The following is a 25,274-nucleotide window of genomic DNA, read 5'->3' as shown; positions in this document are numbered from 1 at the left end:
GTTGTGAACTGCCAGGGCAGGGCTTGCCGCAACCATAAGCAACTTGTCACTAAGTTAGCCATGACATCCCTGCCAAAACTTGCCACAATAGCGGTTATGTTGTTGATGCAAAACCGTTGCTATGTCTATCTCTCTACCTATCGATTCGCTTAAAGCGGATTTTCTTGAGCGCCTCAGCCTGTCACACCTTGTCGTTTCTGCCGAAACCGGTTCGGGTAAATCAACCCGGTTACCTGTTTGGGCCGCAGAGCGAGGTCGGGTCTTGGTGGTTGAACCTCGGCGGGTTGCCTGCCGCTCGCTGGCTGAGTTTGTTGCCAGTGAAAGGCGTGAGGACGTCGGCCAGACGGTCGGATATGCCATCCGATTCGAGAATATGTTCTCTGATGATACGCAAGTAGTTTTTGTCACTCCCGGTGTGGCCCTGCGTTGGCTAAGTGAAGACGGTCTGGCCAGTTTTACCACGGTTATCATTGATGAATTTCACGAGAGACGATGGGATACCGACTTGCTGCTGGCTATGCTCAGGCATAAAGATAGCCACAGATTGGTCGTGACATCGGCCACATTGGACAGTGAACGGTTGGCGACGTACCTGCAGGGGGAGTGCCTAGGGGCGAAGGGACGCACTTTCAACGTTGCTGTAGAGCATATTGCCTCTGACAGCCGCAATATGCCGGATATCCGCCATATTGAAAACAAGGTCAGAGAGGCAATCGTCACTCGCTATGAAGCGCATCAGGATATTTTGGTGTTCTTGCCGGGGCGCAAAGAGATAGCGCAATGCCTATCATCGTTGAAACAGGCGTTTCGAGATCAAATCGACTTGGGCACACTTGATATCATTCCGCTGCATGCGTCAGTCAGCGATAATGAGCGACACCGCGCCTTGACTTCAAGTGATAAGCAACGAATTATTCTGGCGACCAATGTGGCGGAAACCTCTCTGACGATCCCCGGCGTGACCTTAATCATTGATACAGGTCTCGAGCGCAGGACTCACCAACGGAACGGACGCACCGTGCTAGGCCTACATGCCATTTCCAAGGCCAGCGCAGAGCAGCGCAAAGGGCGAGCAGGGCGTGTGACTGACGGTACCTGTGTCAGGTTATTTGGCAAGGCGGCACCGCTGGAGTTGATCACGCCGCCCGAAATGCACCGTGAAGAGCTGGTTGAGCCCATGCTGGCCGCAGCCTGCTGTGGTTACCCGCTCGATAAGCTCTCCTTTGTTGATGCCGTTCCGGAAAAGTCGTTGCTGCTTGCCAGAGAAAAGCTTCTCCAGATGCAGGCCATTGACGATGGCGGGCTGGCGACTGAGCACGGCCAAATCTTGTATCCGTTGCCCATTGATACCCTGTTTGCCCACCTGATCACCGCCATGCCCGATAGATCTAGCCGCGAAGCCATGGTGGACTTGGCTGCGTCGCTAAGTGTCTACCAGCGGATTTGGCAAATGCCGTCTGGTGAAGAAGCTCGTGAAAAATTGGCCCAATGGGAACCCAAGCACTGCGATGCGATGGCACTTATCAAGCTGTTGCGCGGAAGTGAGCCGGAGTGGTTATCCTTTGATAAGGATGTCTTGGCGGAAGCGAGAATGCTATCAGAGCAAATGCGTGAAGCACTGGAGTTACCAGCCCTCGAGGTGGCCACATCCGTAAAGAGAGATGCATGGCTGATGGCGGTGATGAAGGTCGCACCTGAGTTGGTATTTGTCCGGCGCAAGAAAAGACGCCAGGCATTGGGCAATGGCTACAGCGAGGTGAACACTGGCCGTGATAGCCGCTTCCCTGACAACGCTGAAGCAGCGATTGTGTTTGATCAGTTTGCGCTGCCCGGTAAGGGGGTGAAGCAGAATTTGGTATTGGCCACCTGCATGGCGCCGATTGCTTTGGAACTCATGAACCAGCTGGGGATGGGGGAAGATGTTTTTGGCGAAACGCGTGTGACGGATGAGGGGTGTTTGGTCGAAAAGCAACGGGTTTATGCCGGACGGGTGATCCAGACTGATTGGGTTGCCCCGGAAGGTGCTTCTGCCCATGATACCTTTGTCGAGATGATCCTTGATGGTTCAATCTTGCCTGGCTTGGGCGAGAAAATTTCAGTGGATATTCATCAATGGAACCTGTATTTGGCTCTGGGCAAATATCAAGCCGATGTCTGTAACCGTTTACCAGAGCCAGTTGCAGTGCGGAAGTGGCTTGGTGAGCAGATAGCAGCGCTTGGGGTTGAATCAGCCGACGACTTCGAGCTGTTTACCTGTGATGACTTTGTCTTTGATGGGATCCCGGAATGGGAGAGAGCCGATTTTGATCAGGCTTATCCCTACCAAGTGATATTGACTGATCTCACTATGCGAATTGAATACCATATCGGCCGTAAGCTGGTTTTGGCGGTTCATGAAAGCGGAAACCGTAAAGCTGATCCGAAACGTTGGGAGCTGCCGAATTGGCAGGGGTGGAAAGTACAGTACCGCAAAGCCAGTCGTACGGTAGATGTGCGCTAGAGCGGTTGTTTAATGAAACCACAAGCTCCGATGATGTTGCCCTGAGTGCCATATGAGAAATTCAGTAAGTTGAATGGATTTGATCAGAACTGAATTTCTCTAATTCATAGTATCTATTCATGAACTTACGTAGATTACACCCATCGCATTAGGGAATGCCTTTATTACTATTTGCATAGGTGTAAAAAATGAAGATACGTAGCATTGTTCTGTCACTGTTAGCATCAAGTGTTCTGGCCTCGGGCGTGATGGCAAATGAGGATAAGAATAATTTATCTCTTTCGACTAACCCAGTGCCACTTTCGACAGCAGTGAGTTCAGAGTTTTACGAATTTTCTAAGACTATTCCGGCGCCAGATTTGACTGCGTTGGAGAAGAATATTCCAGCAACCAAAGCTGAGTGGCGCAAATTGATTGAGGCTCGAGACCAGGTTGCAATTGAAAGAGCGGCTAAACTCGCAAATGATTTGGAAGTGAAGATCGAAAAAGGCACGGTTGCTGGAGTTGATGTCTACTGGATCACCCCTAAAACAGTTGCCCCAGAGTTGGAAGATAAGCTATTTGTTGCCGTCCAGGGCGGGGCATATATGCTGAACAGTGGTCTGGCATCAACAACGGAAGCAATGATCATTGCTACCCAGACACAAATTCCTGCGCTGGCAATTGATTACAGAAAAGCGCCTGAATTCCCAGCCCCGGCTGCTCGCAACGACATCATCAATGTCTGGAAGGAGCTGCTAAAAACACGTAATGCTGACACTATGGTCATGGGAGGTACATCTGCGGGTGGTTCATTAAGCGTTCTTGCTACGCAGGAGATGAACTCGCAGCGTATAGCCACACCGTCTGCGCTGTATGTGGGGACGCCAGGTGTCGATATGACCATGACAGGTGATAGCCGATTCATTAATGAAGGCCTCGATCATATTCTCGGCAGTTGGCGCGGAATGTCTTCGGCAATGGTTGATGCTTACGTGGGCGAGCTCGAACTGAATGATCCTGTTGTCTCACCAATTTATGGCAGTTTTGATAACTTTCCTGCGGTATATCTGATCACCGGGACACGAGACTTGTTGTTGAGTGATACGGTTCGACTTCACAGAGAGCTCAAGCGAGCAGGGGCTGATGCGGAGCTGAATGTTTATGAAGGGCAGTCACACGCGGATTATATTGTCGCACTGGGCACTCCAGAGTCGAATGAGCATTATGGGGAATTGAGTGAGTTTATTCGCAATAGTTTGCTGTAGTGCTTGAACATTGACCAATAGCCAAAAAAGCCAGACTTATGTCTGGCTTTTTTGGCTGGCTTGGGTCGGTAATGTTCAGCATCATCTTTTTTCGAAGCGTGGAAAAATGGGCTCTAATCGACCATTATTCTTATGGTTGTTTCCTTGTGGAGAGGAATATGAAGAAGCTCAAAAGAAACACTTGCTCTACGGTTACCTATTCAATTCCATGGGTTTTGCTGATTTTTTGGTTGGTTCTGGTTGTACGACCTCAGAAACCACGCAAAAAGAAGAGTTTTCAGGCTTTCTAAGTGATTATTCGCAATTGGAAAAAGGCACCAGCCTTGATGGTCAGGCTGTTGTACTGAAATGGATCAGCCCAACTTTACCAGCTCGCAAATATACTAAAGTCATGCTTGATCCTGTTGTGATATATCCGGCCCCAAAACCTGGTCCGCAATTACGCGCTGAGGTGCTAAAGAGTATGCTGGCCTATTTGAATAAAGCTGTAGAACGAGAAGTTAGTCGGAATTATGAGATTGTTACCGTGCCGGGGAATGACGTTGTCCGCCTTCGCTCAGCGATTACTGGTGTGAGGACCAAAGCGGAAGATTTGGAAGTCTATGAATATATTCCTATCGCATTGGCATTGGCGAGTGTTTCAACTGCAACCGGAGCCAGAGACCAAATGGTAGAGCTGTTTTTAGAGGCAGAACTTACAGACAGCTCGTCAGGTGAAAGGTTGGCTGCTGCTGTCAAAAAAGGGTTTGGTGAGCCAGTAGAAAATACCAGTGATCAGGTAGAGCTTGAAAACGTTAGGCCGGTACTGGATAGCTGGGCACGCTCTGCAGCAACGTTGTTGGATTCGACAATTAAATAGCGTTACTGCATTAGGCGTAAATCTGAAGCTGCCTGTTTGTAATAGGGCAGCTTTGATTCAAATTCACTAAGTTATTGTTATTCTTTTAGTTTACCTTTCAAATTCTGCATAAATGTTTTGAAGTGCGGGAAGAAGTCGGCAAACAATGGATGTTTTCGATCTTTCATCATCATAGGGCCCAGAAGGCGCAAAGCAACACCAAGTCGTGTTGAGTCATTACTGTTCAAACCGCTGCCTTGTTTGATTGCGTCGACAATGGCAAACATATCTTCTCGATCTTGAATCTCAAACTGAATGGTTTCTGCATTATCTGTATTGGTGTGTTCGATAGTAATACGGTAGTTATGAGGGTGTTTCATTTTCTTCTCCAGTCTTGAATTTGTCCTCAACTAAGTTGATAATGTCAACTATAATAGTTTGGTTGATAAAGTCAACCATGTTGTGATTTGAGGGAATCAAGATGTCAGAGCCAAAGTCACTAGAGGGCGTGTTTCACTTAGTCCATATGATCAAGCGCCACATGCATGAACAGATTGAGCAACTGGACTTGAATATTTCGCCTATGCATATGCGGGTTCTTAAAATTATTAATAAACAGCAAACATGTACTGCAGTTGATATTGCCCAGCTCTTAAACCGTGACAAAGCACAGGTGACCCGTTTGCTGAACGAATTGATCAAGCAAACCCTGATTGAAAAAGTGCCTAACCCAGAAGATAAGCGCAGCCAACGCCTGTTGGTCACCAGTGAAGGTATGGAGGTTCTGGCGCACCTTACGACTATTGACGGCAACATGAATAATAAGATGATGAAAGGCATTTCTCGCGAGGAGTTGAAAGAGTTCGAACGAATAACAGGCTTAATGACAGAGAACCTTGCGAGAGCAGATTAAATCAATTGCAGAAGTAAGCTGATAGTAGGACATGGGCTGTTGGCTTTGATGTTCTCCTGGTAGCATTACTGGTTGAGTTTAGCCTTGTACAACCGCAATTGATTCATGAGCATGTTCAGGATGAGAATAGGTATGAGACCATGACATTTTGTATCTCCCTAAATGAACATCTGCTATTTAGGGAGATATTGTATTGTGGGCTTGTGCGGCATAGTTATGTTGCTGATGCCGTTCAGAAATTTGTTCGCTAGTTCTACTATGTAACTTACCGCTAATTTGGCTTCAAACTATTTTGTACTGACAATTTCGCCCGGATAAACTCGGAGTGGTCGACATAGATAAGCTCGGCCACTTGGCGAATCACCGCTTCTTCCATCGGGTCCAACACATCATCGGCGTATGCGACTTGCCACATGGCTTCGATGAGTTCGAAGCGCTGTTCTGGCTCGAGCGAGCGTAGTTTGCTGGTAAAGTCGTACAGGGAAACCGACGATTTGCTCTGCATAAGCGCTTTTTCGATAAGCGCATCGGCGTTTTCTTCGCTGATATCGAGCAGGTTAACGAGTTGGTGGCGTTTGGCCTGCATCTCTCTGGGATCGTCACTGTGATCTGCGTTAGAGACTTCGCACAGCAAACATGCCATTGAGAGGTGGAGGGTCGGGGTATCGACAGCGCCGCCACCCGTTCCTTCATTCATGACTTGGCGGAAAATAGTACGTAATTGTTTGAACATGCTGTGCCTCAAATTTCACTTTTATTAAGTATAAGACTCCTCCGAAGGGCTGGGAGTTCCTTGGTCACAGTTTAATTGGATGTTTAGTCAGCAACGATTAATAAAAAAGCTCAGGAGTGACGAGGGGAAATCTTAGGGCTTGGACTACATATAGCCTGATGCGCTGCAGGGAAAAGAAAAGCAGCCTGGAGCTGGGCCCCAGGCTACAAATATCGAACCAACCGTGTTCTGGATTAGAAGCGGGCGTTGATAATTGGGAATACAGGGATGTCTTTGCTGATGAAAGTACCAGATTTGTCGTAGTTGATCAGACCAATCTGAACACCTTTTTCGATGCGGTCTGTGGCGTTGATGAAACCAAGCTGAAGACCGTTTAGGCTACCTGCGTAGTTCAGGGCACCGAATTGAAGACCAGTGAATTGGCTGCCAGTGTAGTTGGCAAAACCGATATCAGCACCTGCCGCTGTGTTGTCGTTCCAGTTCGCTAGACCGAATTTAACACCGGTAGAATCGCCAGTAACGCGGTTGGCACCAAACAGGATACCGAAGCTCAATCCTTTGAAAGTCTGAGATTCCGCAAGGCCAAGCATAGGCAGCTGGAAACCTGTTACAGATGGAGTCTGCCCGTATAGAAGGGAAGCGCGGAAACCGTGAACATTACCGTCTGGTAGGTTGTTGCCTGGTACTGAAAGTTGAACAGGTTGGTTAGCAAAAGCAGGTGACGCCACCACTGCTGCTAGCGCAAGGCTAACTAGTGTTTTTTTCATTTTTTATACTCTATGTATGAAGTTGCGACAAAATAATACCTGAAGACATAAAAGTGCTGCAAACAATGGCTAAAAAAACTTACATGTTTTGGGGGGTATATTCTCTTTTGCCGCAAAACCACAGAGTTGTGGTAGAATTCGTGCAATTTTGTGAAATACCCAGCTGAATTATCAGGAATTCCATTGACTCAGTCGAATACTCCTCAGGCTAACGTTTTAAACAACGAGAAAACACTTAAAGCCGCGATTAAAGATTGCATGATGCGCGATCAGTTTCGTTTGCACAAACGCGTGCAAGGTGCGGCAAGAATCAAGAATGAACAAGCAAAGCATGCTGTGTTTGATGAGATCGCGCTAGATATCGCGAAATCGATGCAGACCGTGCAGATGCGTACCACCCAGCGTCCGACCATTTCTTACCCAGAACTTTTGCCGGTCAGCCAGAAAAAAGACGATATCGCAGAAGCAATCAAGAACAACCAGGTTGTGATTGTTGCTGGTGAAACCGGTTCGGGTAAGACCACCCAGCTGCCAAAAATATGTTTGGAGCTTGGCCTTGGTACCAAGGGCATGATAGGTCATACCCAGCCACGTCGATTGGCGGCACGCTCTGTGGCCAGCCGTATTGCCGAAGAGCTTGAGTGCGAACTGGGCTCGTATGTGGGCTATAAGGTTCGATTCAACGACAAGGTATCGGATCGCAGCCAGGTTAAGCTGATGACTGATGGTATCTTGCTGGCGGAAATCCAGAATGACCGCTTCTTGAATCAGTATGACACCATCATTATCGATGAGGCGCACGAACGTAGCCTGAATATCGATTTTATCATGGGCTACTTGCGCGAGTTGCTGCCAAAGCGACCTGATCTCAAGGTTATCATTACCTCGGCGACGATCGACCCAGAGCGATTCTCCAAACACTTCAATAATGCGCCGATCATCGAAGTGTCGGGTCGGACTTATCCGGTTGAGGTGCGTTACCGTCCGGTATCTGAAGACAGCGAGGACAGCGACCGCGACCAGCTTCAGGCCATTTTTGACGCGGTGGACGAACTGTGTGATGAAGGTCTGGGGGATATCCTGATCTTCATGAATGGTGAGCGTGAAATTCGCGACACCGCCGATGCGTTAGAGAAGCGAAAGCTGCGGGATACTGAAATCCTGCCGCTCTACGCCCGGTTGTCCGCAGGTGAGCAGAACCGTGTCTTCCAGTCTCATGCGGGGCGCCGTATTGTCCTGTCGACCAACGTTGCCGAAACCTCGTTGACAGTGCCGGGTATCAAGTATGTTATCGACCCGGGTACTGCGCGGATCAGTCGCTATAGTTACCGAACAAAGGTTCAGCGCCTTCCTATCGAGCGTATCTCGCAGGCGAGTGCCAACCAGCGTAAAGGTCGATGTGGTCGTGTCGCGGAAGGTATTTGTATTCGCCTGTACTCGGAAGAAGACTTCCTGTCTCGTCCAGAGTTTACCGATCCGGAGATCCTGCGTACCAACCTAGCATCGGTCATCCTGCAGATGACGGCGATTGGCCTTGGTGATATCCAAGCCTTCCCGTTTGTAGAAGCGCCGGATAACCGTAATATCCAAGACGGTATCCGCCTGCTCGAAGAGCTGGGAGCCATTAACACCAAGGCGAAAGATCCACGCAAGCGTCTGTCTGCGATTGGCCGGCAGCTAGCCCGTTTGCCAATCGACCCGCGCCTGGCCCGCATGGTGCTGGAAGCCCCGAAGCATGGCTCATTGCGTGAAGTCATGATCATCGCGTGTGCCTTGTCTATTCAAGACCCGCGCGAGCGTCCTTCTGACAAGCAGCAAGCCTCGGATGAAAAACACCGCCGTTTCTACGATAAAGAATCGGACTTCGTGACGTTCGTTAACTTGTGGGACTACATTCAGGAGCAGCAAAAGGCGTTGTCCGGCAACCAGTTCCGCCGCCAGTGTAAGAAAGACTACCTGAACTACTTACGTGTTCGTGAGTGGCAGGATATCTACTACCAGGTGAGCCAGGTTGTTAAAGAGCTTGAGTTCCGCATCAACGAGCAGGAAGCGAGCTACCAAGGTATTCATACTGCGATTTTAGCCGGTATGCTTTCGCATATTGGTCTTAAAGATCAGGAAAAGAATGAGTACCAGGGAGCCCGCAACGCACGCTTCAACATCTTCCCTGGCTCCGGCATTTTCAAGAAACAGCCTAAGTGGGTCATGGTGGCCGAGCTGGTGGAAACATCACGCTTGTGGGGCCGTATCGCCGCTAAGATCCAGCCGGAATGGGTGGAGCCTTTAGCCGAGCACCTACTCAAGCGTAGTTACAGCGAGCCGCATTGGGAGAAGAAACAAGCCGCCGTCGCCGCGTTCGAGAAGGTGACGATTTACGGTATTCCGATTGTTGCCAAGCGCAAGGTCAACTACGGCAAGATTGACCCGGTTATTTCACGCGAGCTGTTTATCCGCTCTGCGCTGGTGGAAGGTGACTGGGAAACCAAGCACAAATTCTACCAGCAGAACCGTAAACTGCTGCGTGAAGTTGAAGAGCTGGAGCATAAGTCTCGCCGCCGCGATATCCTGATTGATGACGATGAGCTGTTCAATTTCTATGATCAGCGCATTGACCACACAGTGGTATCAGGCCGTCACTTCGACACGTGGTGGAAGAAGGCGTCCCGTGACAATGCCGAGCTGCTGAACTTTGAACGCGAAATGCTGTTCAAGGGGGATGCTAGCCATGTCACCGATTTGGATTATCCGAACTTCTGGCACCAGGGTAACTTGAAGCTCAAGCTGAGCTACCAGTTCGAACCGGGCGAAGATAGTGACGGTGTAACCGTGCATGTTCCTCTGCCTATCCTCAACCAGGTTGAGCCAGATGGTTTCGACTGGCAGATCCCAGGTTTGCGCCAAGAGTTGGTGGTTGCTCTGATTAAATCGCTGCCGAAGCCTGTTCGCCGCAACTTTGTCCCGGCGCCAAACTACGCGGATGCTTTCTTGGCCCGTGCAGAGGCGATGGCAATGCCGCTGCTTGACTCGCTGGAGAAAGAGCTCAAGCGTATTTCGGGTGTCACTGTGTTGCGAGAAGACTGGAACCTTGAACAGGTGCCGGATCACTTGAAGATCACTTATCGGGTGGTCGACCATCGCAACCGCAAGCTGCGCGAAAGTAAAGATCTCTACAGCCTGAAAGATGGCCTGAAAGAGAAGGTGCAAGAAACGCTGTCCAAAGTGGCGGATGATGATATCGAGCAGGAAGGCTTAAAGACATGGAGCTTCGGCGAACTGCCTGAGCGTTACCAGCAAAAACGTGGTGGTTTCGAAGTGAAAGCTTATCCCGCGATTGTTGATAACAAAGATTCCGTTGGCATCAAGTTGTTTGAAACTGAAGAAGAGCAGCGTACCGCGATGCAACAGGGCCAGCGCCGCTTGGTGTTGTTGAATGTGCCTTCGCCAATCAAATATCTTCATGCTAATTTGCCGAATAAGTCGAAGTTGGGTCTGTACTTTAATCCGTACGGTCGGGTAATGGACTTGATCGATGACTGCATTGCCTGTGGTGTCGATAAGCTGATTGAGGAAAAGGGTGGCTTGGTATGGCAGCCTGAGGCTTTCGAAGCCCTCAAAGAGCACGTGCGTGCCGAGCTGGGTGATACTGTGGTTGATATTGCAAAACAGGTCGAAGAAATCCTGACAACAGCGTTCAATATCAACAAGAAGCTGAAAGGGCGTGTTGATTTGACAATGGCCTTCGCGCTATCGGATATCAAGGCCCAGATTGAAGGCTTGATTTTTAAGGGCTTTGCCACTGAGTGCGGTTGGAAGAAGTTGCCAGATATTCTCCGTTACATGCGTGCGATCGAGCGCCGTATGGAGAAACTGCCAATCGATCCGAACAAAGACCGTATGCATATCATGAAGATCGAATCTGTGGTTTCGGATTACAAGGAGCTGCTGAATAAGATCCCTAAGGGCCAACCTGTGCCGGAAAAGGTGAAGGAGATCCGTTGGATGATTGAAGAGCTACGTGTCAGTTACTTTGCTCAGCAGTTGGGTACGCCTTATCCGGTCTCGGACAAGCGAGTGCGTAATGCGATTAACGATTGTTGATTGAATACAATTAACGGCCGATCTTAATTGAGAAAGCAACCCTATCATTGGGTTGCTTTTTTATATATATCCGACGGTTAACCATTCTCGTTTACGATTTTTTCTGATTAACATCAAATATTCTGTGAGCGAATATCTGCTGCTCTTGGTGATCGAAATACCACTTTATGGCTAGGTGTTTGGGTGCTGATAAAACTATTGATATTAGTCAATATTCATAACCAAGACCGTTTTACTCTGATTCTAAATATACCCAAGTAGCCACCAGCGCAGAATTTGGCAGCTAAGGCCACTTGGGTATATTAATCTAATCAAGGCGGTGGCAATGGATAGTCATAAATTTAGGGCCTTCATGAAGGGATTGTCTCGTCGGCAATTTCTTGGGCATTCGGCCAAGGCTGGGGGGATGGCGGCAATTGCAGCGAGCGTCCCACTTCCTTTTTCAAGTACAGCGCAGGCGCAAGCTCCAGCGAAAGAGTCAGCGGAAAAAATCACCTACAGTGCCTGCTTGGTAAACTGCGGCAGTCGCTGCCCGCTCAAAGTGCACACCCAAGATGGAGTCGTCACCCAGATCTCGACCGAGAGCGGGATTGATGATGCGGCATGGGGACAGCACCAGATCCGCCCTTGTCTGCGAGGGCGCTCAGTTAAATGGAAAACCTACAGCCCAGATCGCTTGAAGTATCCGATGAAACGGGTCGGAAAGCGTGGTGAAGGGAAATTTCAGCGTATCAGCTGGGATGAAGCAACGACGATTATTGCAGATAAGCTCAAGTACACCATTGAGAAATACGGTAATGAAGCAATTTATTATCAGTATGGCTCGGGCTCTACCGGGGCAAACCTGCTTGGTCGAAATGCTAACAAACGCTTCTTGAATACGGTGGGGGGATTCCTTGAGCAGCATGGTACCTATTCGACTGCGCAAATATCGACGGTCGAGCCTTATGTTTATGGCAGTGGCCAAGGCAGTTTAATCTCCAATATTGCCCATTCAGATTTGGTGGTGATGTTCTGCCAGAACTTGGCAGAGACCCGTATGTCTGGCGGGGGCCAGATTGCTGAAGCGTTCGAAGCGTTGAAGCGCAGCAATGCCAAGGTCATCATTATTGACCCCCGCATGTCCGACAGCAGCATCGCGTTTGATGCCGAGTGGATCCCAATCAAGCCGGGTACGGATGCGGCACTGGTTGCTGCGCTGGGCCATACCTTGGTTGTTGAAGGATTAGCCGATGATGCGTTTATCAATCGCTATTGTGTTGGTTGGGATGGCAGTACATTGCCGGCCTCCGCACCAGAGAATGCCTCCTACAAAGATTACATCATGGGTAATGGGCCGGACGGTATTGAAAAGACGCCTGAGTGGGCCAGTCAGATATGCGGGATCTCACCGATTAGGATAAAACAATTGGCTAGGGAAATGGCCGGGGCTAATGCGGCGTGGATTTCACAAGGGTGGGGCCTGCAGCGTACCGCCAACGGTGAACAATCGGCACGTGCAATCATGATGCTGCCTGTCATGACCAAGCAATTTGGTAAGCTAGGTACCAATACAGGTAACTGGGGCAGTAGTGTTAAGTATGCGGTGCCCGGATTTGCCACGGCCAACCCGGTGAAGACATCGATCCCTTGCTTCCTCTGGACAGATGCGATCACCCGCGGGACTGAAATGACCGCTGAAAACAGCTTTATTCGCAACAAGGACAAACTGGAAACCAACATTAAGTTCTTGTGGCATTTTGCTAGCAACGTCACCATGAACCAGCACTCGGATCTCAATAAAACCCATGAAATACTGCAGGATGAATCCATGTGTGAATTTATCATGGTGTGGGATCACCATATGACCCCCTCGGCGCGCTATGCCGACATTTTGTTGCCTGATGTCACGACTTTGGAAACCAGTGATCTTATCGATAACTCCTATGCGACAGGGGCCTATCATTATGTGACCCGCTTGCAGCCAGCGATAGAGCCACTGTGGGACAATCGTCCGACCTATGATGTATTGGCCGATATTGCAAAAAAAATGGGGACCTATGACGCCTTTACCGAAGGACGGACTTACGAGGAATGGATTGCACACAGTTACCACAATCTGCGCAAGAGTAACCCGCACCTACCTGAGTTTGCAAAAACCGATGGCATGGGAGTAATCGATCGCAAACTGGCCAAGGCCGAAGACCATATTGCGCTTAAAGCCTTCAGGGATGATCCGCAGGGTAATCCACTCAAGACCCCGTCAGGCAAAATTGAAATGTACTCTGAACGCCTGGCAAACATTGGCGATACGTGGGAGTTGCCAGAGGGCGATAAGATCACCGCTGTTGCTGAGTATTGTGAGAGTTTCGAAGGCTTGGGTGAACCTGAGCGCATGAAGCAGTTCCCATTGCAGATGATTGGCTTCCATACCAAAGGCAGAACCCATTCTACCTACCATAATGTGCCGCAACTTCGCGAAGCGGTTCGAGATGAAGTATGGATGAACCCAGTAGATGCCGAGTCACGGGGCTTGCTCCAAGGCGATCGTGTATTGGTGTTTAATGACCGCGGTGAAATCCATATGCCAGTGAAAGTTACTGCACGGATCATTCCGGGGGTTGTCGCCGTTCCGCAAGGGGCTTGGTATCAACCGAATAAGCAAGGAATCGATGTCGGAGGATGTATCAACACCCTGACGACACAGCGGCCTTCTCCTTTGGCAAAAGGTAATCCGCAGCATTCTAACTTAGTGGAAATCCGAAAGGCTTAGGGGGTGAGAAATGGCGCAATATGGATTTTATATTAATTCTGCAAAGTGCACCGGCTGTAAAACCTGCTCGGTGAGCTGCAAAGACAAGAAAGATCTGGGTGTTGGCCCTAAGCTTCGTCGCGTATATGAATACGGCGGTGGCACATGGCTACAGAAAGAAGGGCTCTGGCAACAAGATGTTTACAGCTATTATGTATCGGTTGGCTGTAACCACTGTGATGAGCCAGCCTGCGTGCAAGGCTGTCCGACAGGTGCAATGGCGAAAAGGGAGCAAGATGGACTGGTCGTTGTTGATCAAGACCAGTGTGTTGGCTGCCGGTATTGTGAAATGCGTTGCCCTTACGGCGCGCCACAATACGATGCCGAAAAGAAGGTCATGAGCAAATGCGACGGTTGCTTCGACTTGCTGGAACAGGGTAAATCCCCCGTCTGTGTCGAGGCGTGTCCGCAGCGTGCGATTGAGTTTGGGCCGATTGCTGAATTAAGACAAAAGTATGGTCAGCTTAACGAAATAGCACCATTGCCTAACGCGAGCCTGACCAAACCTAACTTGGTTATTCATCCGCACTCGAAAGCAAGGCCAAGCGGAGATAAATCAGGTGCGATTCAAAACCAGGCGGAGGTATAACCATGCATGAATTACCTTTGGTGTTTTTCACCGTATTGGCTCAAGCGGCAGCAGGAGCTTATTTAATATTACTGTTGAGCCAGCCTCTCAATGGTATGGATGAACGCAAATTGTCTATTGGTATACTGGTGTCCATGGCTTTGCTGTCAGTAGGGATGCTCGTTGGTATGTTCCACCTTGGTATGCCAATACGCGCATTGAACCTACTGGCTGGTATTGGTCGCTCGCCAATGAGCAATGAAATTTTGCTCGGTGGGGCTTTTGCCGGCTTTGGTGTCTTGGTCGGTTTGGCCGGGTTCTATGGCAAAGGAACCGCGGCACAAAGAAAAGCATTGCGTTGGGTAACCGCGGTCTTTGCTATTGCCTTTGTCGCCACCATTCCTAAGGTTTACCAATTGAGCACGGTGGCTGCATGGAATACACCGCACACCACCATTCAGATGCTGGTATCAGTCTTTATTACGGGTGGGGCGTTGGCGGCAGTATTAGGCGCGTTCCGTCATGGCATTGCAGTATCCATTGCTGCGGTGTTTGTCACATTGGCACTGCGTTTTGACTATATCACCTTTGTAACGGGAGTAGAGCCGGTATTGGCCGCTCAGCAGAGCAGCCTTTGGGTTACTCAAGCTATCGCGCTGTTAATTGGCGGTGCGCTGGCCTTCTTTGCCCTCATGAAACAAAAATCGGCCCCACCGATACTGCTGTCTGTTTGCAGCTTGGTGATAATTGCTGAGCTTGTCGGGCGGGTGAGTTTTTATAATTTGTGGTCAATCACCATGTAACCGCAATGAATGTGAACATTAGAAAGCAGGCCAGGAGAGAATCTTGGCCTGTTTTTTATTTGGCACTAACAAAATGAGGAACAGAAATTTGTGGCGAGGATTGATAAAAAATGAAGAGTTTTTTGATATTGATCTTATTGAGTTTCGCGAAAGTCAAAATTGATATCTACATTTAGATATGTCGATTATCTCGTCACTGATCATGCAGGAAACACTTATGATAAAGACGCCGCTGAAACGTGTTGCTCTGATAGCAGGCTTACTGGGGGCATCGGTTGTATATTCAGCAACCAATACCAATGATACCGATATCCCAGCGAGTATTCTGACGCCTGATAAAGTGGAAACGAGCATCGGTACGCTAACCTTCAAAGATGGCGTACCCAGTGAGCAAACTATCGATGTGCTCTATACGAATTTAGATACTATTCGTGCCACTGAAGTCTTTATGAATGCCATTCCTATGGCCTCGTTAGAGGCGCTGAGGATCGGCCATGAACACATGGGCGTGACTCAATCCAATCAGGTGCTGCTGTTTGATAACTTGATGGATTCAAAGCCGCTTTTTCTGACGGGTAATACAGACACGGTGTATGCATCTGCCTTTTTGGATCTTGAGCGCGACGGACCGACGGTGGTCGAAATTCCGCCGGGTATGGGGCCAACGACCGTGAACGATGCCTTCTTCAGGTTTGTGACCGACATGGGGGCCGTTGGCCCAGACCGGGGGAAAGGGGGGAAATACCTGATCCTACCGCCTGACTATGAAGGTGACGTTCCACAGGGCTATCATGTTTCGCAATCAACCAGTTACGTGAACTGGTTTATCGCGCGTGGTTTCTTAAAAGACGGTAAAACAGATGCGGCTGTAAACGCCTACCGTACTGGCTTGAAAATATATCCGTTATCGAAGAAAGATGCGCAACCGGCGATGGAGTTTATTTCCGGCAGTGGGAAATCCTTCAACACCATTCACGCCAATGACGAACACTTTTACGATGAAATCAAAGCTGTGATTGATAAAGAGCCGATAGAATTCATTGATCCAGAGTTACGAGGCTTGATTGCATCGATTGGTATCGAAAAAGGCAAACCGTTTAACCCCGATGAACGCATGCAGATGATCCTCAAAGATGGTGCGGCAATCGCTAATGCAACTGCACGGGCGCTGATGTTCAAGCCGCGCAATGAAAAAGCGTATATTTGGGATGATCGTAATTGGAAAACGGCCTTTATCGGCAATGATTACCAATGGTTGATTGATGAAGGCAATGGTGGGCGCAACCTTGATGCGCGTACATACTTCTTCTACATCGCAACGGTAAACACACCGGCGATGGCACTGAAGATGGTGGGTAAAGGCTCGCAGTATGCGGTTGTTGATAAGACGGATAATGGGGAGTTCTTTGATGGTGGCAAGAATTACAAGTTGACTATTCCGGCTGATGTGCCCGCGAAAAACTTCTGGTCGGTTGTTGTCTACGATACCCAGACACGCTCGGAGCTGCAAACTAGCCAGCCGTTCCCGAGTAAAAACGACAAGCGTGATAATATGGTCGAGAACCCAGATGGTTCGGTCGACTTGTACTTTGGTCCATCAGCGCCGAAAGGGAAAGAGTCAAACTGGATCCAAACAGTACCAGAGAAGGGTTGGTTTGCAATTCTGCGTTTATACGGCCCCCTTGAGCCGTGGTATGACGGCAGCTGGAAGCCCAGTGATATAACCGAAGTGAAGTAATTAATTAGCCGGTCAGCCTAAAGACCGGCTTTTTTATGCCTAAATTGCAGTGCATGTTGTTAAGGCTGTGAGTCGTCGACTAATGTTAACGATATCAAAATAGTTGGACTCTCAATGTGTAGAGGTCGGTTATGAAGGTACTCGGCCGTTAATGACAAAGGAACGTAATATGAATGAAAAAGACAAAGGCAAGCGGCATGGGATTTATAAGTATTATGAAAACCACCCGGATTCCGCTGATGAAAAAATTTTCGGCAGAGTGAGTTACCCAGACCGGCGCGGCTTTTTGAAGGGGGCGGGCTTGGCAACCATGGCCGCTGTACTTGGCGGTGCGATTCCCTTCCACCGGAACATGCCTTCGGGGATCATTCCGGCAGCGTTTGCCGAAGGGTTGGACGATGTCGTGATTGACGGCAAAGATGGCCTGACAGTGCTCAACGACAGGCCGATGAATGCCGAAACGCCACCTCATCTTTTGAACGACGATATTACGCCGACTCAACGACACTTCATTCGCAACAACGGAATTCCTCCGACAGATGTGGATCCGGAAACATGGCAGTTGACCATCGACGGGCTGGTGGAAAAACCGTTGACATTGTCTATTGCCGATCTCAAGAAAAACTTCGAGGTTGTTGAACAGCAACTGGTTGTGGAATGTGGGGGCAATGGCCGTGCTTTCTTCGATCCCAAAGCAACAGGAAACCAATGGACCTACGGTGCGGTTGCTTGCTCAAGCTGGACCGGAGTCAGACTTGCTGATGTCATCAAGGCTGCCGGTGTTAAGGAAGGTGCGGTGTATACCGCCCATTATGGTGCTGATAAACACCTATCCGGTAAGGAGGACAAACTGCCCATTTCGCGTGGAGTGCCGATACAAAAGGCAATGGGAAGTGAAAATCTTATCGCCTTTGCCCAAAACGGCGAGGCGTTGCACCCAATGAACGGTGCACCGCTACGGTTAGTTGTACCTGGCTGGCCCGGCTCATGCTCACAGAAGTGGTTGACTCGAATTCAGATTAGGGATCAGGTTCATGACGGGCCAAAAATGACCGGTACGTCATACCGCGTTCCCAATAGGCCAGTTGCTCCCGGAGAGGACGTGGCCAAGGAAGATTTCGAGATCATAGAAAGAATGCCGGTGAAGTCGCTGATCACATCCCCGCAAACCAATACCGAAGTGAGTGGTAGCGAAGTGCAGGTGCGCGGTCACGCATGGTCGGGGGATCGCAAAGTGTATAAAGTGCAGATATCCATTGATTTTGGTGCCACCTGGCTGGATGCAGATCTCTCTGCCGCGGCCAACAAGGGGGCCTGGCAAACCTTTAACGCCAAGGTGACATTTCCCTTGCCGGGTTATTATGAGATCTGGGCCAAGGCGACGGATGATCAAGGGATCAGCCAGCCATTCGCCATTGCGTGGAACCCGAAGGGTTACCTCAACAACACCTATCATCGCGTTGCGTTAGTAGTGAAAGGGTAAGCGCATAGAAGGGATGCATAATGTTGCGGATTGCTTTGATCGTATTTGAAATTTTGTACCTGTTCAGCGGAGCCGCATCAGCCAGTGAAGATTTAGTTGTGGCCGGTGAACAGAAAGCAAGGGTATGCAAGGCGTGCCACCAGTTTGAGCCCAACGGCACCGTGGTCGTTGGCCCACCTCTATGGGGATTAGCTGAGCGGAACATCGCCAGTTTCGAGGGGTACAATTACAGTGTCGGCATCAAGCAGCATCAGGGGAAATGGACGGCGGAAAAGCTCGATGCCTTTTTGGCGTCACCTGCGAATTTTGCCCCAGGTACCAACATGGTCTACCCCGGTGTGAGTGACCCTGCTGCACGTGCAGCCATTATTGCTTGGTTGGCGACAAAAAACCCGGTGCCAGCAGACTGGGTGGCCGCTTTTACTGCAGGGGAGCTCAGGTCGGACGGGGCTGCCGGGCTATTACCGGGCGAGAATGTCGAATTGGTCGCGGCGGTTTGTTCTGCCTGCCATTCTTTGCATCTGGTCACGCAGCAGGGGCTGAGTAGGCAAAGGTGGAGCGAGACCCTGGAGTGGATGGTGGAAGAGCAAGGCATGGATGAGCTTAGCCCCGAGGAGCACGAAGCCATAATTACCTACTTATCGACTTATTACGGACAAAAAAACCGATAAACAGTGTTTATCGGTTTTTTTCATTAAGCGGTGCGATCAACGTTCCCAGTAGGCTTCTTCCAGACAGTCTTCGCGCTCTGGCAAGCCACGTGAAAGGCGAGGGGCGTGCTGGGTCAGTACTTCATAGCTGACGCGGTTTGAGTACTGACAGATCTGAGAGAAAGAAGAGTAGCTCAAGAACTCAGCGATATGTTTGCCCGAGTTAGGTACATTTGCCTTGTGGAAACGGTTAGCTGACATGTCGTGCAGCAAGGCAGACAGCGCAGCATCACCGGCACCATTGGTGTTCTTAATTTCTACCGGGCCACCAAGGTAAGGGGCAATATGCGAGTATACGCGGATTGGGTTCTTACATGTATTCTTCTTCATTGGGCGGCTGAATTCGTATTTGTTGAAATCAGCAATACGGCCCGGCAAAAGAGGTAGCGTTGATTCGCGCTTGAGCTCATAATCGGTGTAACCAGCCATGTAAAGCCCCACCGGACCTGCTGTACACAGAACCAAGTCGACCCATTCAAGAGCCTTATCAGCTGCAATTAGCGGATCTTTTTCGCCGGTTAGGGCCTCGGCTTCTTCTTCGTTCATCGCCACGCAGGTAACGTGATCTTTTAGGAAGTCAATCCACCAATCTTGCATGCCTTCAATGACATACTTGGTACCTAGGGTCAGGACAACAGGTACGTTATGTTTCTTGGCGTATTCGATAGCTTTCAGTGCCGAGTCTTTCATTGGATCGCCCGGCTTGCCTCGAACCAGGTAGGAAGAAAGAACAAGTGCAGAAGCATTTTCAAAAGCACTTTCTGGTACGAATTCAGGCTTAAGCTGATTCATTTCCCCTTCGTTGATCGCAAAAGTTCGTTCACCGTCTTCGGTGATAAGGGTGTAGCAGCGACCAATTGGGCCATCAACAGGTTGCAAGAAGTCTAGATCCATGCGGCTAGAGGTATTGCATAGGTAGCGGTAAGCGTACGATCCAATCTTAAGGTCTTGACTCATTACGCCAAGAAGAATTGACTTGTCATCCGCAAGAACTGAGTAGTTGTGTAGGGTGTTACCAATGGTATCACCTGGGTACTCATGGCTGATAAGGTTGCGCTCTTTCAGCTCTTGGTAAAGTAATTCAGCTTTGTCTTCAGCGAGAACCAGTGAATGACCTTTACTAAGGTTGTGGCGGGCCAGGAATTCATCGTCGATTCGTGCTTCGATATCCACGATAGTTTGGCCGACACCCACAAGGTGAGTACGAGATAGCGGATTTTCTTGCTGGATTTGAGCTACTAATGGATCGCGGGCATTGACTGGGAAGTAATGCTTGGATTTACGCTGACCAGGGAATTTCATGTTTGAAGGCTATCGGTTAAAGGGAATTTTGTTTCATTGTATCATAAAAATGAGATTTATATCCCAATTCATGACGCTAACAAGACATTTTTAGATTGGTTGCTGGTTTTTTATTCAGAAAAAAACAGCGTGTCGATTTTCAATCTATAAATGCTTATTTTGCAAACAAAAAACAGCCACGATTTGGGCTGTTTCTTCGCAAGCAAAAGATGATTATACCTGATCTTTCATATGATACTCAACGGCAACAGATTGCTGCTTCGAGTATCATGATTATTACGAAAGCAGCTTAGGTTGAAATGCTTTTTCTCCGGCAACAGGGCGGTTCACTGAAATCGCACGGCCTTTCTTCATTCCTTTTTCGTAGTCATCGGTAAGGGCATTCATAGCCTCCTGAAGCTGCTTTTTGAAGGTTTCTCGGTCAAGGTTCTTGAACTCTTTGTCGATGAAGTTTGTCATGCGCTTATCATGGTCGTCATCGGTGTTGAGCTCGGGGAGCTTCTCCAGGGCGCCTTCAAGCCAGCCGGCAAGAAACGAGGATACCCGGCGAGACACTTCAGCATTGCTGGTTCCGGTGCCCTGAAAGCTGTTTCTGAATTGGCCCGTTTGCTGGTTCATTTCACGATATACGATGTCAAAAGCAAAGGCAGCAAAGATCGCACGCTCAGCGACACCAATGAACTCGGCCTGCTTGAGTCCTTTGTGGTTTGTCAGCACACATTCAACACCAAAGCGGCGGTTGATGCCACGGATGATCTTCAATATCTGCTGGCTGATGTCGGCCGGAAGCAGGGTCTTCGTCTTGGTTTTGCCCATCTGGATAAACTCGATGTCATCTTGCTCAAGGCCGTATTTCAGCATCAAGCGATGCGCCATTTTTATGGCTTGCGCGGCTTCATTGACATTGGCGGAGTTACCCAGCTCGAGGCATTTTGCAATTTTTTTGAGCGCCTTTCGCTTCTGTTCAGACATTCGATTGCACCATGATTGAAAAGGGCACACATTTTAACGTGTTCCCATAGTCAGCACAATTGTCTTGCGCGGATAGTTTATTCAGTTTTTACGGGAAAAATATACACCTCTCGCAGCAGTAAAACACTCCGTCAGCGATGCTGGCACTGAGTAACAGGGAGCGCTGATTTTGTTGTGCTCGGTGGTTAATATCAAACAGTTGATGACGCTCCTTCTTGAGTCTTGGCTATCGGGAACGCATAATATTCACAGTTTTCACTTCAGGTATCTTTGCTATGACAGCGACCTACCAATCCGTTGACGTACCCTTTGAATATCGCCATACCTGTTGGTTCTGCGGTGAGCCCTATTTTGAATCGTACGCTTTCATGCCGTCGCCTAATTATGATCACCAAACCTTGCCAGTGCTCCTGCCTAGCTGCCAGGAATGTTACGGCCTTTGTAAAGGGATAAAAGCCAGTGATTTGGAATTGCTACGCGATAAGGTGAAAGAGCAGCTCCATCGCAAATACCAAAAGCATTTGCAGATAGGGGTGAACTGGACCAAGGAGGAACTGGAGCAGTCGGAGTTTGAAGGAAAAGCTCTCGAAGGCTTTCGCGAAAGTGCTTGGGCCATGTTTGAAATTGCCAAAGCTCGGGTGAACTACCAAGGCTGGCCCCTGACTATTGACGGGTTACCGGTTGCGGCCTTGAGTACTGGTTTTCATATTCAGTTTGATGGTATTACCTATACCAGCCTGAGTCATGCTGTGGAGCAACTGGCAAAAGCTTATAATATTCCGCAGCAATATCTTGAAGACGTTGTTGAAGTCGTTGGGCGTGACCGTTTGTCCTATGCTGTCCGTTTTGCCAAAACTACCTATGGGTATTCGGCCGCTGAGCGCGAAGCCAGTATCGATAGCCTGAAAGCCCTACTTGCGGAAGAGGCGGCCATGTCATTGCCAGAGCAGAAGAAAAGTAAGGGGGTTGATGTGAAAGTTGGCGATATTGCCGAGTTGATTTTGCATCGAACCCTCATTCCAACGCATGCTACGCAATGGGTCCTCAGACAAGGTATCAAAACCCTGAATCAGTTAGCCGAGCAAGAAGATGCGTTCTTTGAGCATTTTGGTTCCGATTCAGAATTGACCGCATTTAGTTATTTTACTGCCATGCAGGTCTATCTGGAGCATCGAGAGCTTGAGCCGGACTGGGCCGAGCAGCAAGATCCTAATCGTCAGTGGTTTGATATGCTGTAGCTACTGTGTCAATCCCTACCAAAGGCGCCAAACGGCGCCTTTGGTCATATATGGTCAGCGATTATTGATTATGACGTGACCATACCATAGTACGGCCGTTCTCATCGAAGGCCAGCACTTCATAAGGATCTTTCTGATCGTTGTACTCCATTCCTGGCGAGCCCATAGGCATTCCCGGAACTGCCAGACCGATCATACGTTCAGGCTTCGATTCGATAAAACGAAGGATGTCTTCAGCCGGCACGTGGCCTTCAAAGGTATAACCCTCAATTTCTGCAGTGTGGCAAGAGGCATAATTAGGGCGGATACCCAAATCAATTTTGGTTGGTGTCATATTTTCTTTGTACACCATTTCTAGCTCGAAGCCATTATCTTCCATGTGCTTAACCCACTCTTTACAGCAGCCGCAGTATGGCGACTGGTAATTCGTCCCTTTGATCACTTGGGCAAATGAGAAGGTACTGGTTACAATCAGTGCAGTTGCAATTAGGGCTTTCGAAGACGTTTTCATAAATATATCCTGTCAATAAGTTGTTGATTTTAAGTGTTTTAACTTGCTTAAGAGAAGGCTTTACTGCGCTTACAACATGTGTGCGCAAGAGGCTGGGTTTGTGGCCAACCACAATTAAGCAGTGACAGGGGGGCGGAATATGGCTCTTTTGAACAGACGATTGGAGCCTTCAAATTCTTTGTAATAGTGCAGGCCTTCGAGAGGCGCGACAACAAGCTCATCGGCGAGGATGGCCGGCGGAACTTGTCCTGAGTGGCATTGGTTGTCTTGGCAGCACTTATCTGAAGATGCAGTGCCGGCCGTATCGCAGTGTTCACCGGGTTGGGAAGCCAAAGTGATGATGCTGGCTTTCTGTGTACAACAGGGTGATATTAATGCAGTTGCGCTACAGCCATGGGCGTCCATCGAGGGGTATTGAGGCGCAGCTGCACGTGATGCTACTGAAATAAACAGCATCATGATGATGACAATGTTGGCAATCATCTTTTGTAGGCGCATAGATAACCCAATTCAAACGGACAAGCACATTATATCCGGCATTTTCGAAATTGAGCAATCTCAACAGCAAGCCGGGCTCGTTTTTGGACAAAAAGTAACAAGTCCATGATCGGACATTATTTTTCCATTTTTTGCGCTCAACCCTTGTGTGACGTGGCTTGGAAAGCGATGAAGCCTTACTTTTCTCTGACAAAACCTATTGTGCGATCGGCTTAAATAAGTGCAACGAAAAAATACAAATGCGCGTGGCACAGTGCGCAAGGAAACTATGATGCAATATACTGAACAAGACCGTCAGGTTCTTCATGATACTTGGATGAGCTATAAGGCGAAAATGCGAGTGACTCAAATTGAGATGGCAAAGCGTCTTGGGGTCAGCCAGTTGGTTTTTTCTGACATCCTTCGTGGCAGTGTTCCGCTAGAGCACCGGTTTGTCACTCAGTTCTGTAGCTATATTGGCGTCGACCCTGTGCTGACACTGCCTTCGCTTCGTAATCAGGTTGGTGCCGAGCTGCCAAGTTCCGTCACTCTAACCAACACTTTCATTGTTGACGGCGATATTAAGAATGTACGATACAGTGGCAATCAACTGGTTGTTGAATATGTACACAGTGTTGAAGTGCATTAAAAGAGGCTGATATTAACTAGGCTGTTTATTGACACCTCTGCGGTTGGTTTTCAAGTAAAACCAGTCGCAGAGGTGTTTTTGTTGGGGAGAGGACAGGTCCGTCGGGTAGTGGGGGAAGCGCTATCTTCGTTGCAGGATTTTTTGCGAATTAGGCTGGGCTGCCGGGGATACCCCCCATTCAGGGATACACATGTACAAGCATGCGGCCCCAAAAATGGATGCCAGTAGGTCTGACGGCCAGTGCATACCAAGCCAAATGCGGCTGATCCCAACGCCTACAGCCCAGATAATGATGATACCGGCCGGAATAATTTGGCGGCGTCTTAAAAAGAAACCTCCCCAAAAAGCCACACATACAGCGGTAAAGATAGTGTGCCCGGAAGGTAGCGAATAGTTAGTTTCACCTTGCCAATGAGCAATACGCCACTGGCTGACACTTTTGCTTGCCTGTTTTACCGCCGAATCTTTCTCTGTATCGCTCAGAGCATAAAAGGCCTGTGGGCTATCCACGATATGCATGGATTGCAGTTGATGGGTGTATGGGCGCGGAACCTCTGTAATATGTTTCATCACGGTTTTTGCCACAAAGCTAAGTGCGAGCAGAAGGGCAAACTGAACTCCCAGCTTGAATAGTGCCTTCCTAGGCAGCTTGAGCACCACGGGAATAAGCATGAAAACGGCGACAGAGACCAAAAAACCAGGGTTCCCGGCAGAGTGGGTTAACAGCGAGAAAAACATGCCGCTAACGGCCGATACAGGTCCATCCAGGTTAGCCTGAGAATAGAATACCAGCACGATGGATAACAGGGTGGTCATCAGCAGCAACGCGATAAGGCCGGGTATTTTTCTTTCAATGAATGGACGGAGGAACATAATCAATACACTTCATAAAATGGAGACGGGATTCTAGCAGAGTTTACTGTTTAAAAAGTAAAA

Annotated in this window: 21 protein-coding genes; 13 read left to right on the top strand and 8 right to left on the bottom strand. The window is 49.0% G+C overall.

Features of this window, described 5'->3' with window-relative positions:
- Positions 1-121 precede the first annotated feature (121 nt).
- The 3 genes from PTW35_RS09550 (at position 122) to PTW35_RS09540 (ending at position 4,606) form a co-directional block, all read left to right on the top strand.
- Positions 122-2,500, top strand: a complete 2,379-nt coding sequence (locus PTW35_RS09550; protein ID WP_281024783.1) for a helicase-related protein — start codon at positions 122-124, stop codon at positions 2,498-2,500.
- Positions 2,501-2,688: 188 nt separating this feature from the next.
- A complete protein-coding gene (locus PTW35_RS09545; protein ID WP_281024782.1) occupies positions 2,689-3,747 on the top strand; it encodes an alpha/beta hydrolase fold domain-containing protein in 1,059 nt (352 codons plus the stop codon).
- A 10-nt stretch (positions 3,748-3,757) separates the two neighbouring features.
- Positions 3,758-4,606 carry a DUF3313 domain-containing protein gene (locus PTW35_RS09540; protein WP_281024781.1) on the top strand — a complete coding sequence of 283 codons (849 nt, stop codon included), beginning with the start codon at positions 3,758-3,760 and terminating at the stop codon, positions 4,604-4,606.
- Between the two features lie 77 nt (positions 4,607-4,683).
- On the opposite strand, the gene PTW35_RS09535 is transcribed toward PTW35_RS09540, so the two are convergent.
- A complete protein-coding gene (locus tag PTW35_RS09535) occupies positions 4,684-4,965 on the bottom strand; it encodes a DUF3861 domain-containing protein (protein ID WP_281024780.1) in 282 nt (93 codons plus the stop codon).
- Between the two features lie 101 nt (positions 4,966-5,066).
- On the opposite strand from PTW35_RS09535, the gene PTW35_RS09530 reads away from it, so the two are divergent.
- Positions 5,067-5,498: a MarR family transcriptional regulator gene (locus PTW35_RS09530; protein ID WP_281024779.1), complete on the top strand. Its 432-nt coding sequence runs from the start codon at positions 5,067-5,069 to the stop codon at positions 5,496-5,498.
- Positions 5,499-5,769: 271 nt separating this feature from the next.
- Here the strand turns inward: PTW35_RS09530 and PTW35_RS09525 are convergent, their stop codons facing one another.
- Together PTW35_RS09525 and PTW35_RS09520 are read right to left on the bottom strand one after the other, a co-directional pair.
- Positions 5,770-6,231: a TerB family tellurite resistance protein gene (locus tag PTW35_RS09525; protein WP_281024778.1), complete on the bottom strand. Its 462-nt coding sequence runs from the start codon at positions 6,229-6,231 to the stop codon at positions 5,770-5,772.
- A gap of 233 nt (positions 6,232-6,464) precedes the next feature.
- A complete protein-coding gene (locus tag PTW35_RS09520) occupies positions 6,465-6,998 on the bottom strand; it encodes a hypothetical protein (protein WP_039464119.1) in 534 nt (177 codons plus the stop codon).
- Positions 6,999-7,256: 258 nt separating this feature from the next.
- Here PTW35_RS09520 and hrpA point away from each other — a divergent pair, with 258 nt between their 5' ends.
- The 7 genes from hrpA to PTW35_RS09485 all read left to right on the top strand — a co-directional run bounded on the left by hrpA (position 7,257) and on the right by PTW35_RS09485 (position 19,150).
- Positions 7,257-11,096 (top strand): ATP-dependent RNA helicase HrpA, encoded by a 3,840-nt coding sequence (hrpA, locus tag PTW35_RS09515; RefSeq protein ID WP_281027477.1) that lies wholly within the window; start codon positions 7,257-7,259, stop codon positions 11,094-11,096.
- Positions 11,097-11,421: 325 nt separating this feature from the next.
- Positions 11,422-13,848 (top strand): DMSO/selenate family reductase complex A subunit, encoded by a 2,427-nt coding sequence (locus PTW35_RS09510; RefSeq protein ID WP_281024777.1) that lies wholly within the window; start codon positions 11,422-11,424, stop codon positions 13,846-13,848.
- Positions 13,849-13,858: 10 nt separating this feature from the next.
- Positions 13,859-14,476, top strand: coding sequence for a DMSO/selenate family reductase complex B subunit (locus tag PTW35_RS09505; RefSeq protein WP_281024776.1), 618 nt, complete (start codon positions 13,859-13,861; stop codon positions 14,474-14,476).
- Positions 14,477-14,478: 2 nt separating this feature from the next.
- A complete protein-coding gene (locus PTW35_RS09500) occupies positions 14,479-15,258 on the top strand; it encodes a DmsC/YnfH family molybdoenzyme membrane anchor subunit (protein WP_281024775.1) in 780 nt (259 codons plus the stop codon).
- A gap of 217 nt (positions 15,259-15,475) precedes the next feature.
- On the top strand, positions 15,476-16,996 hold the full coding sequence (locus PTW35_RS09495; protein ID WP_281024774.1) for a DUF1254 domain-containing protein: 1,521 nt from the start codon (positions 15,476-15,478) through the stop codon (positions 16,994-16,996).
- Positions 16,997-17,165: 169 nt separating this feature from the next.
- A complete protein-coding gene (locus PTW35_RS09490) occupies positions 17,166-18,479 on the top strand; it encodes a molybdopterin-dependent oxidoreductase (RefSeq protein WP_281024773.1) in 1,314 nt (437 codons plus the stop codon).
- Positions 18,480-18,499: 20 nt separating this feature from the next.
- Positions 18,500-19,150, top strand: a complete 651-nt coding sequence (locus PTW35_RS09485; protein ID WP_281024772.1) for a c-type cytochrome — start codon at positions 18,500-18,502, stop codon at positions 19,148-19,150.
- Positions 19,151-19,186: 36 nt separating this feature from the next.
- On the opposite strand, the gene PTW35_RS09480 is transcribed toward PTW35_RS09485, so the two are convergent.
- Both PTW35_RS09480 and PTW35_RS09475 read right to left on the bottom strand, forming a co-directional pair.
- On the bottom strand, positions 19,187-20,491 hold the full coding sequence (locus PTW35_RS09480; protein ID WP_281024771.1) for an inosine/guanosine kinase: 1,305 nt from the start codon (positions 20,489-20,491) through the stop codon (positions 19,187-19,189).
- Between the two features lie 276 nt (positions 20,492-20,767).
- Positions 20,768-21,463, bottom strand: a complete 696-nt coding sequence (locus PTW35_RS09475; RefSeq protein ID WP_039461320.1) for a DUF2786 domain-containing protein — start codon at positions 21,461-21,463, stop codon at positions 20,768-20,770.
- 275 nt (positions 21,464-21,738) lie between these two features.
- Here PTW35_RS09475 and PTW35_RS09470 point away from each other — a divergent pair, with 275 nt between their 5' ends.
- Positions 21,739-22,701, top strand: a complete 963-nt coding sequence (locus tag PTW35_RS09470; protein WP_044623407.1) for a hypothetical protein — start codon at positions 21,739-21,741, stop codon at positions 22,699-22,701.
- Positions 22,702-22,762: 61 nt separating this feature from the next.
- Here the strand turns inward: PTW35_RS09470 and PTW35_RS09465 are convergent, their stop codons facing one another.
- The gene (locus PTW35_RS09465; RefSeq protein ID WP_281024770.1) at positions 22,763-23,212 is read right to left on the bottom strand and encodes a DUF411 domain-containing protein; all 450 of its coding nucleotides are present in this window, start codon (positions 23,210-23,212) and stop codon (positions 22,763-22,765) included.
- Between the two features lie 114 nt (positions 23,213-23,326).
- Complete coding sequence (locus PTW35_RS09460; protein WP_281024769.1) at positions 23,327-23,710, bottom strand: hypothetical protein; 384 nt, start codon at positions 23,708-23,710, stop codon at positions 23,327-23,329.
- Positions 23,711-23,981: 271 nt separating this feature from the next.
- On the opposite strand from PTW35_RS09460, the gene PTW35_RS09455 reads away from it, so the two are divergent.
- Positions 23,982-24,338, top strand: coding sequence for a helix-turn-helix transcriptional regulator (locus PTW35_RS09455; protein WP_039461314.1), 357 nt, complete (start codon positions 23,982-23,984; stop codon positions 24,336-24,338).
- A 120-nt stretch (positions 24,339-24,458) separates the two neighbouring features.
- Here PTW35_RS09455 and PTW35_RS09450 read toward each other — a convergent pair whose 3' ends face one another.
- Positions 24,459-25,211, bottom strand: coding sequence for a phosphatase PAP2 family protein (locus PTW35_RS09450; RefSeq protein ID WP_281024768.1), 753 nt, complete (start codon positions 25,209-25,211; stop codon positions 24,459-24,461).
- Between the last annotated feature and the right edge of the window lie 63 nt (positions 25,212-25,274).

Source organism: Photobacterium sp. DA100, assembly GCF_029223585.1.
In the GTDB taxonomy this organism is placed as follows: Bacteria; Pseudomonadota; Gammaproteobacteria; order Enterobacterales; family Vibrionaceae; genus Photobacterium.
The sequence above is the reverse complement of the archived record's forward strand: the minus strand, read 5'-3'. Positions and strand labels throughout refer to the sequence as shown.

Bases quoted from the DNA above. Each gene is read 5' to 3' on its own strand.
- PTW35_RS09550 (WP_281024783.1), top strand. From the start codon at position 122: ATGTCTATCTCTCTACCTATCGATTCGCTTAAAGCGGATTTTCTTGAG.
- PTW35_RS09545 (WP_281024782.1), top strand. From the start codon at position 2,689: ATGAAGATACGTAGCATTGTTCTGTCACTGTTAGCATCAAGTGTTCTG.
- PTW35_RS09535 (WP_281024780.1), bottom strand. From the start codon at position 4,965: ATGAAACACCCTCATAACTACCGTATTACTATCGAACACACCAATACA.
- PTW35_RS09530 (WP_281024779.1), top strand. From the start codon at position 5,067: ATGTCAGAGCCAAAGTCACTAGAGGGCGTGTTTCACTTAGTCCATATG.
- PTW35_RS09525 (WP_281024778.1), bottom strand. From the start codon at position 6,231: ATGTTCAAACAATTACGTACTATTTTCCGCCAAGTCATGAATGAAGGA.
- PTW35_RS09520 (WP_039464119.1), bottom strand. From the start codon at position 6,998: ATGAAAAAAACACTAGTTAGCCTTGCGCTAGCAGCAGTGGTGGCGTCA.
- hrpA (WP_281027477.1), top strand. From the start codon at position 7,257: ATGATGCGCGATCAGTTTCGTTTGCACAAACGCGTGCAAGGTGCGGCA.
- PTW35_RS09510 (WP_281024777.1), top strand. From the start codon at position 11,422: ATGGATAGTCATAAATTTAGGGCCTTCATGAAGGGATTGTCTCGTCGG.
- PTW35_RS09505 (WP_281024776.1), top strand. From the start codon at position 13,859: ATGGCGCAATATGGATTTTATATTAATTCTGCAAAGTGCACCGGCTGT.
- PTW35_RS09500 (WP_281024775.1), top strand. From the start codon at position 14,479: ATGCATGAATTACCTTTGGTGTTTTTCACCGTATTGGCTCAAGCGGCA.
- PTW35_RS09495 (WP_281024774.1), top strand. From the start codon at position 15,476: ATGATAAAGACGCCGCTGAAACGTGTTGCTCTGATAGCAGGCTTACTG.
- PTW35_RS09490 (WP_281024773.1), top strand. From the start codon at position 17,166: ATGAATGAAAAAGACAAAGGCAAGCGGCATGGGATTTATAAGTATTAT.
- PTW35_RS09485 (WP_281024772.1), top strand. From the start codon at position 18,500: ATGTTGCGGATTGCTTTGATCGTATTTGAAATTTTGTACCTGTTCAGC.
- PTW35_RS09480 (WP_281024771.1), bottom strand. From the start codon at position 20,491: ATGAAATTCCCTGGTCAGCGTAAATCCAAGCATTACTTCCCAGTCAAT.
- PTW35_RS09475 (WP_039461320.1), bottom strand. From the start codon at position 21,463: ATGTCTGAACAGAAGCGAAAGGCGCTCAAAAAAATTGCAAAATGCCTC.
- PTW35_RS09470 (WP_044623407.1), top strand. From the start codon at position 21,739: ATGACAGCGACCTACCAATCCGTTGACGTACCCTTTGAATATCGCCAT.
- PTW35_RS09465 (WP_281024770.1), bottom strand. From the start codon at position 23,212: ATGAAAACGTCTTCGAAAGCCCTAATTGCAACTGCACTGATTGTAACC.
- PTW35_RS09460 (WP_281024769.1), bottom strand. From the start codon at position 23,710: ATGCGCCTACAAAAGATGATTGCCAACATTGTCATCATCATGATGCTG.
- PTW35_RS09455 (WP_039461314.1), top strand. From the start codon at position 23,982: ATGCAATATACTGAACAAGACCGTCAGGTTCTTCATGATACTTGGATG.
- PTW35_RS09450 (WP_281024768.1), bottom strand. From the start codon at position 25,211: ATGTTCCTCCGTCCATTCATTGAAAGAAAAATACCCGGCCTTATCGCG.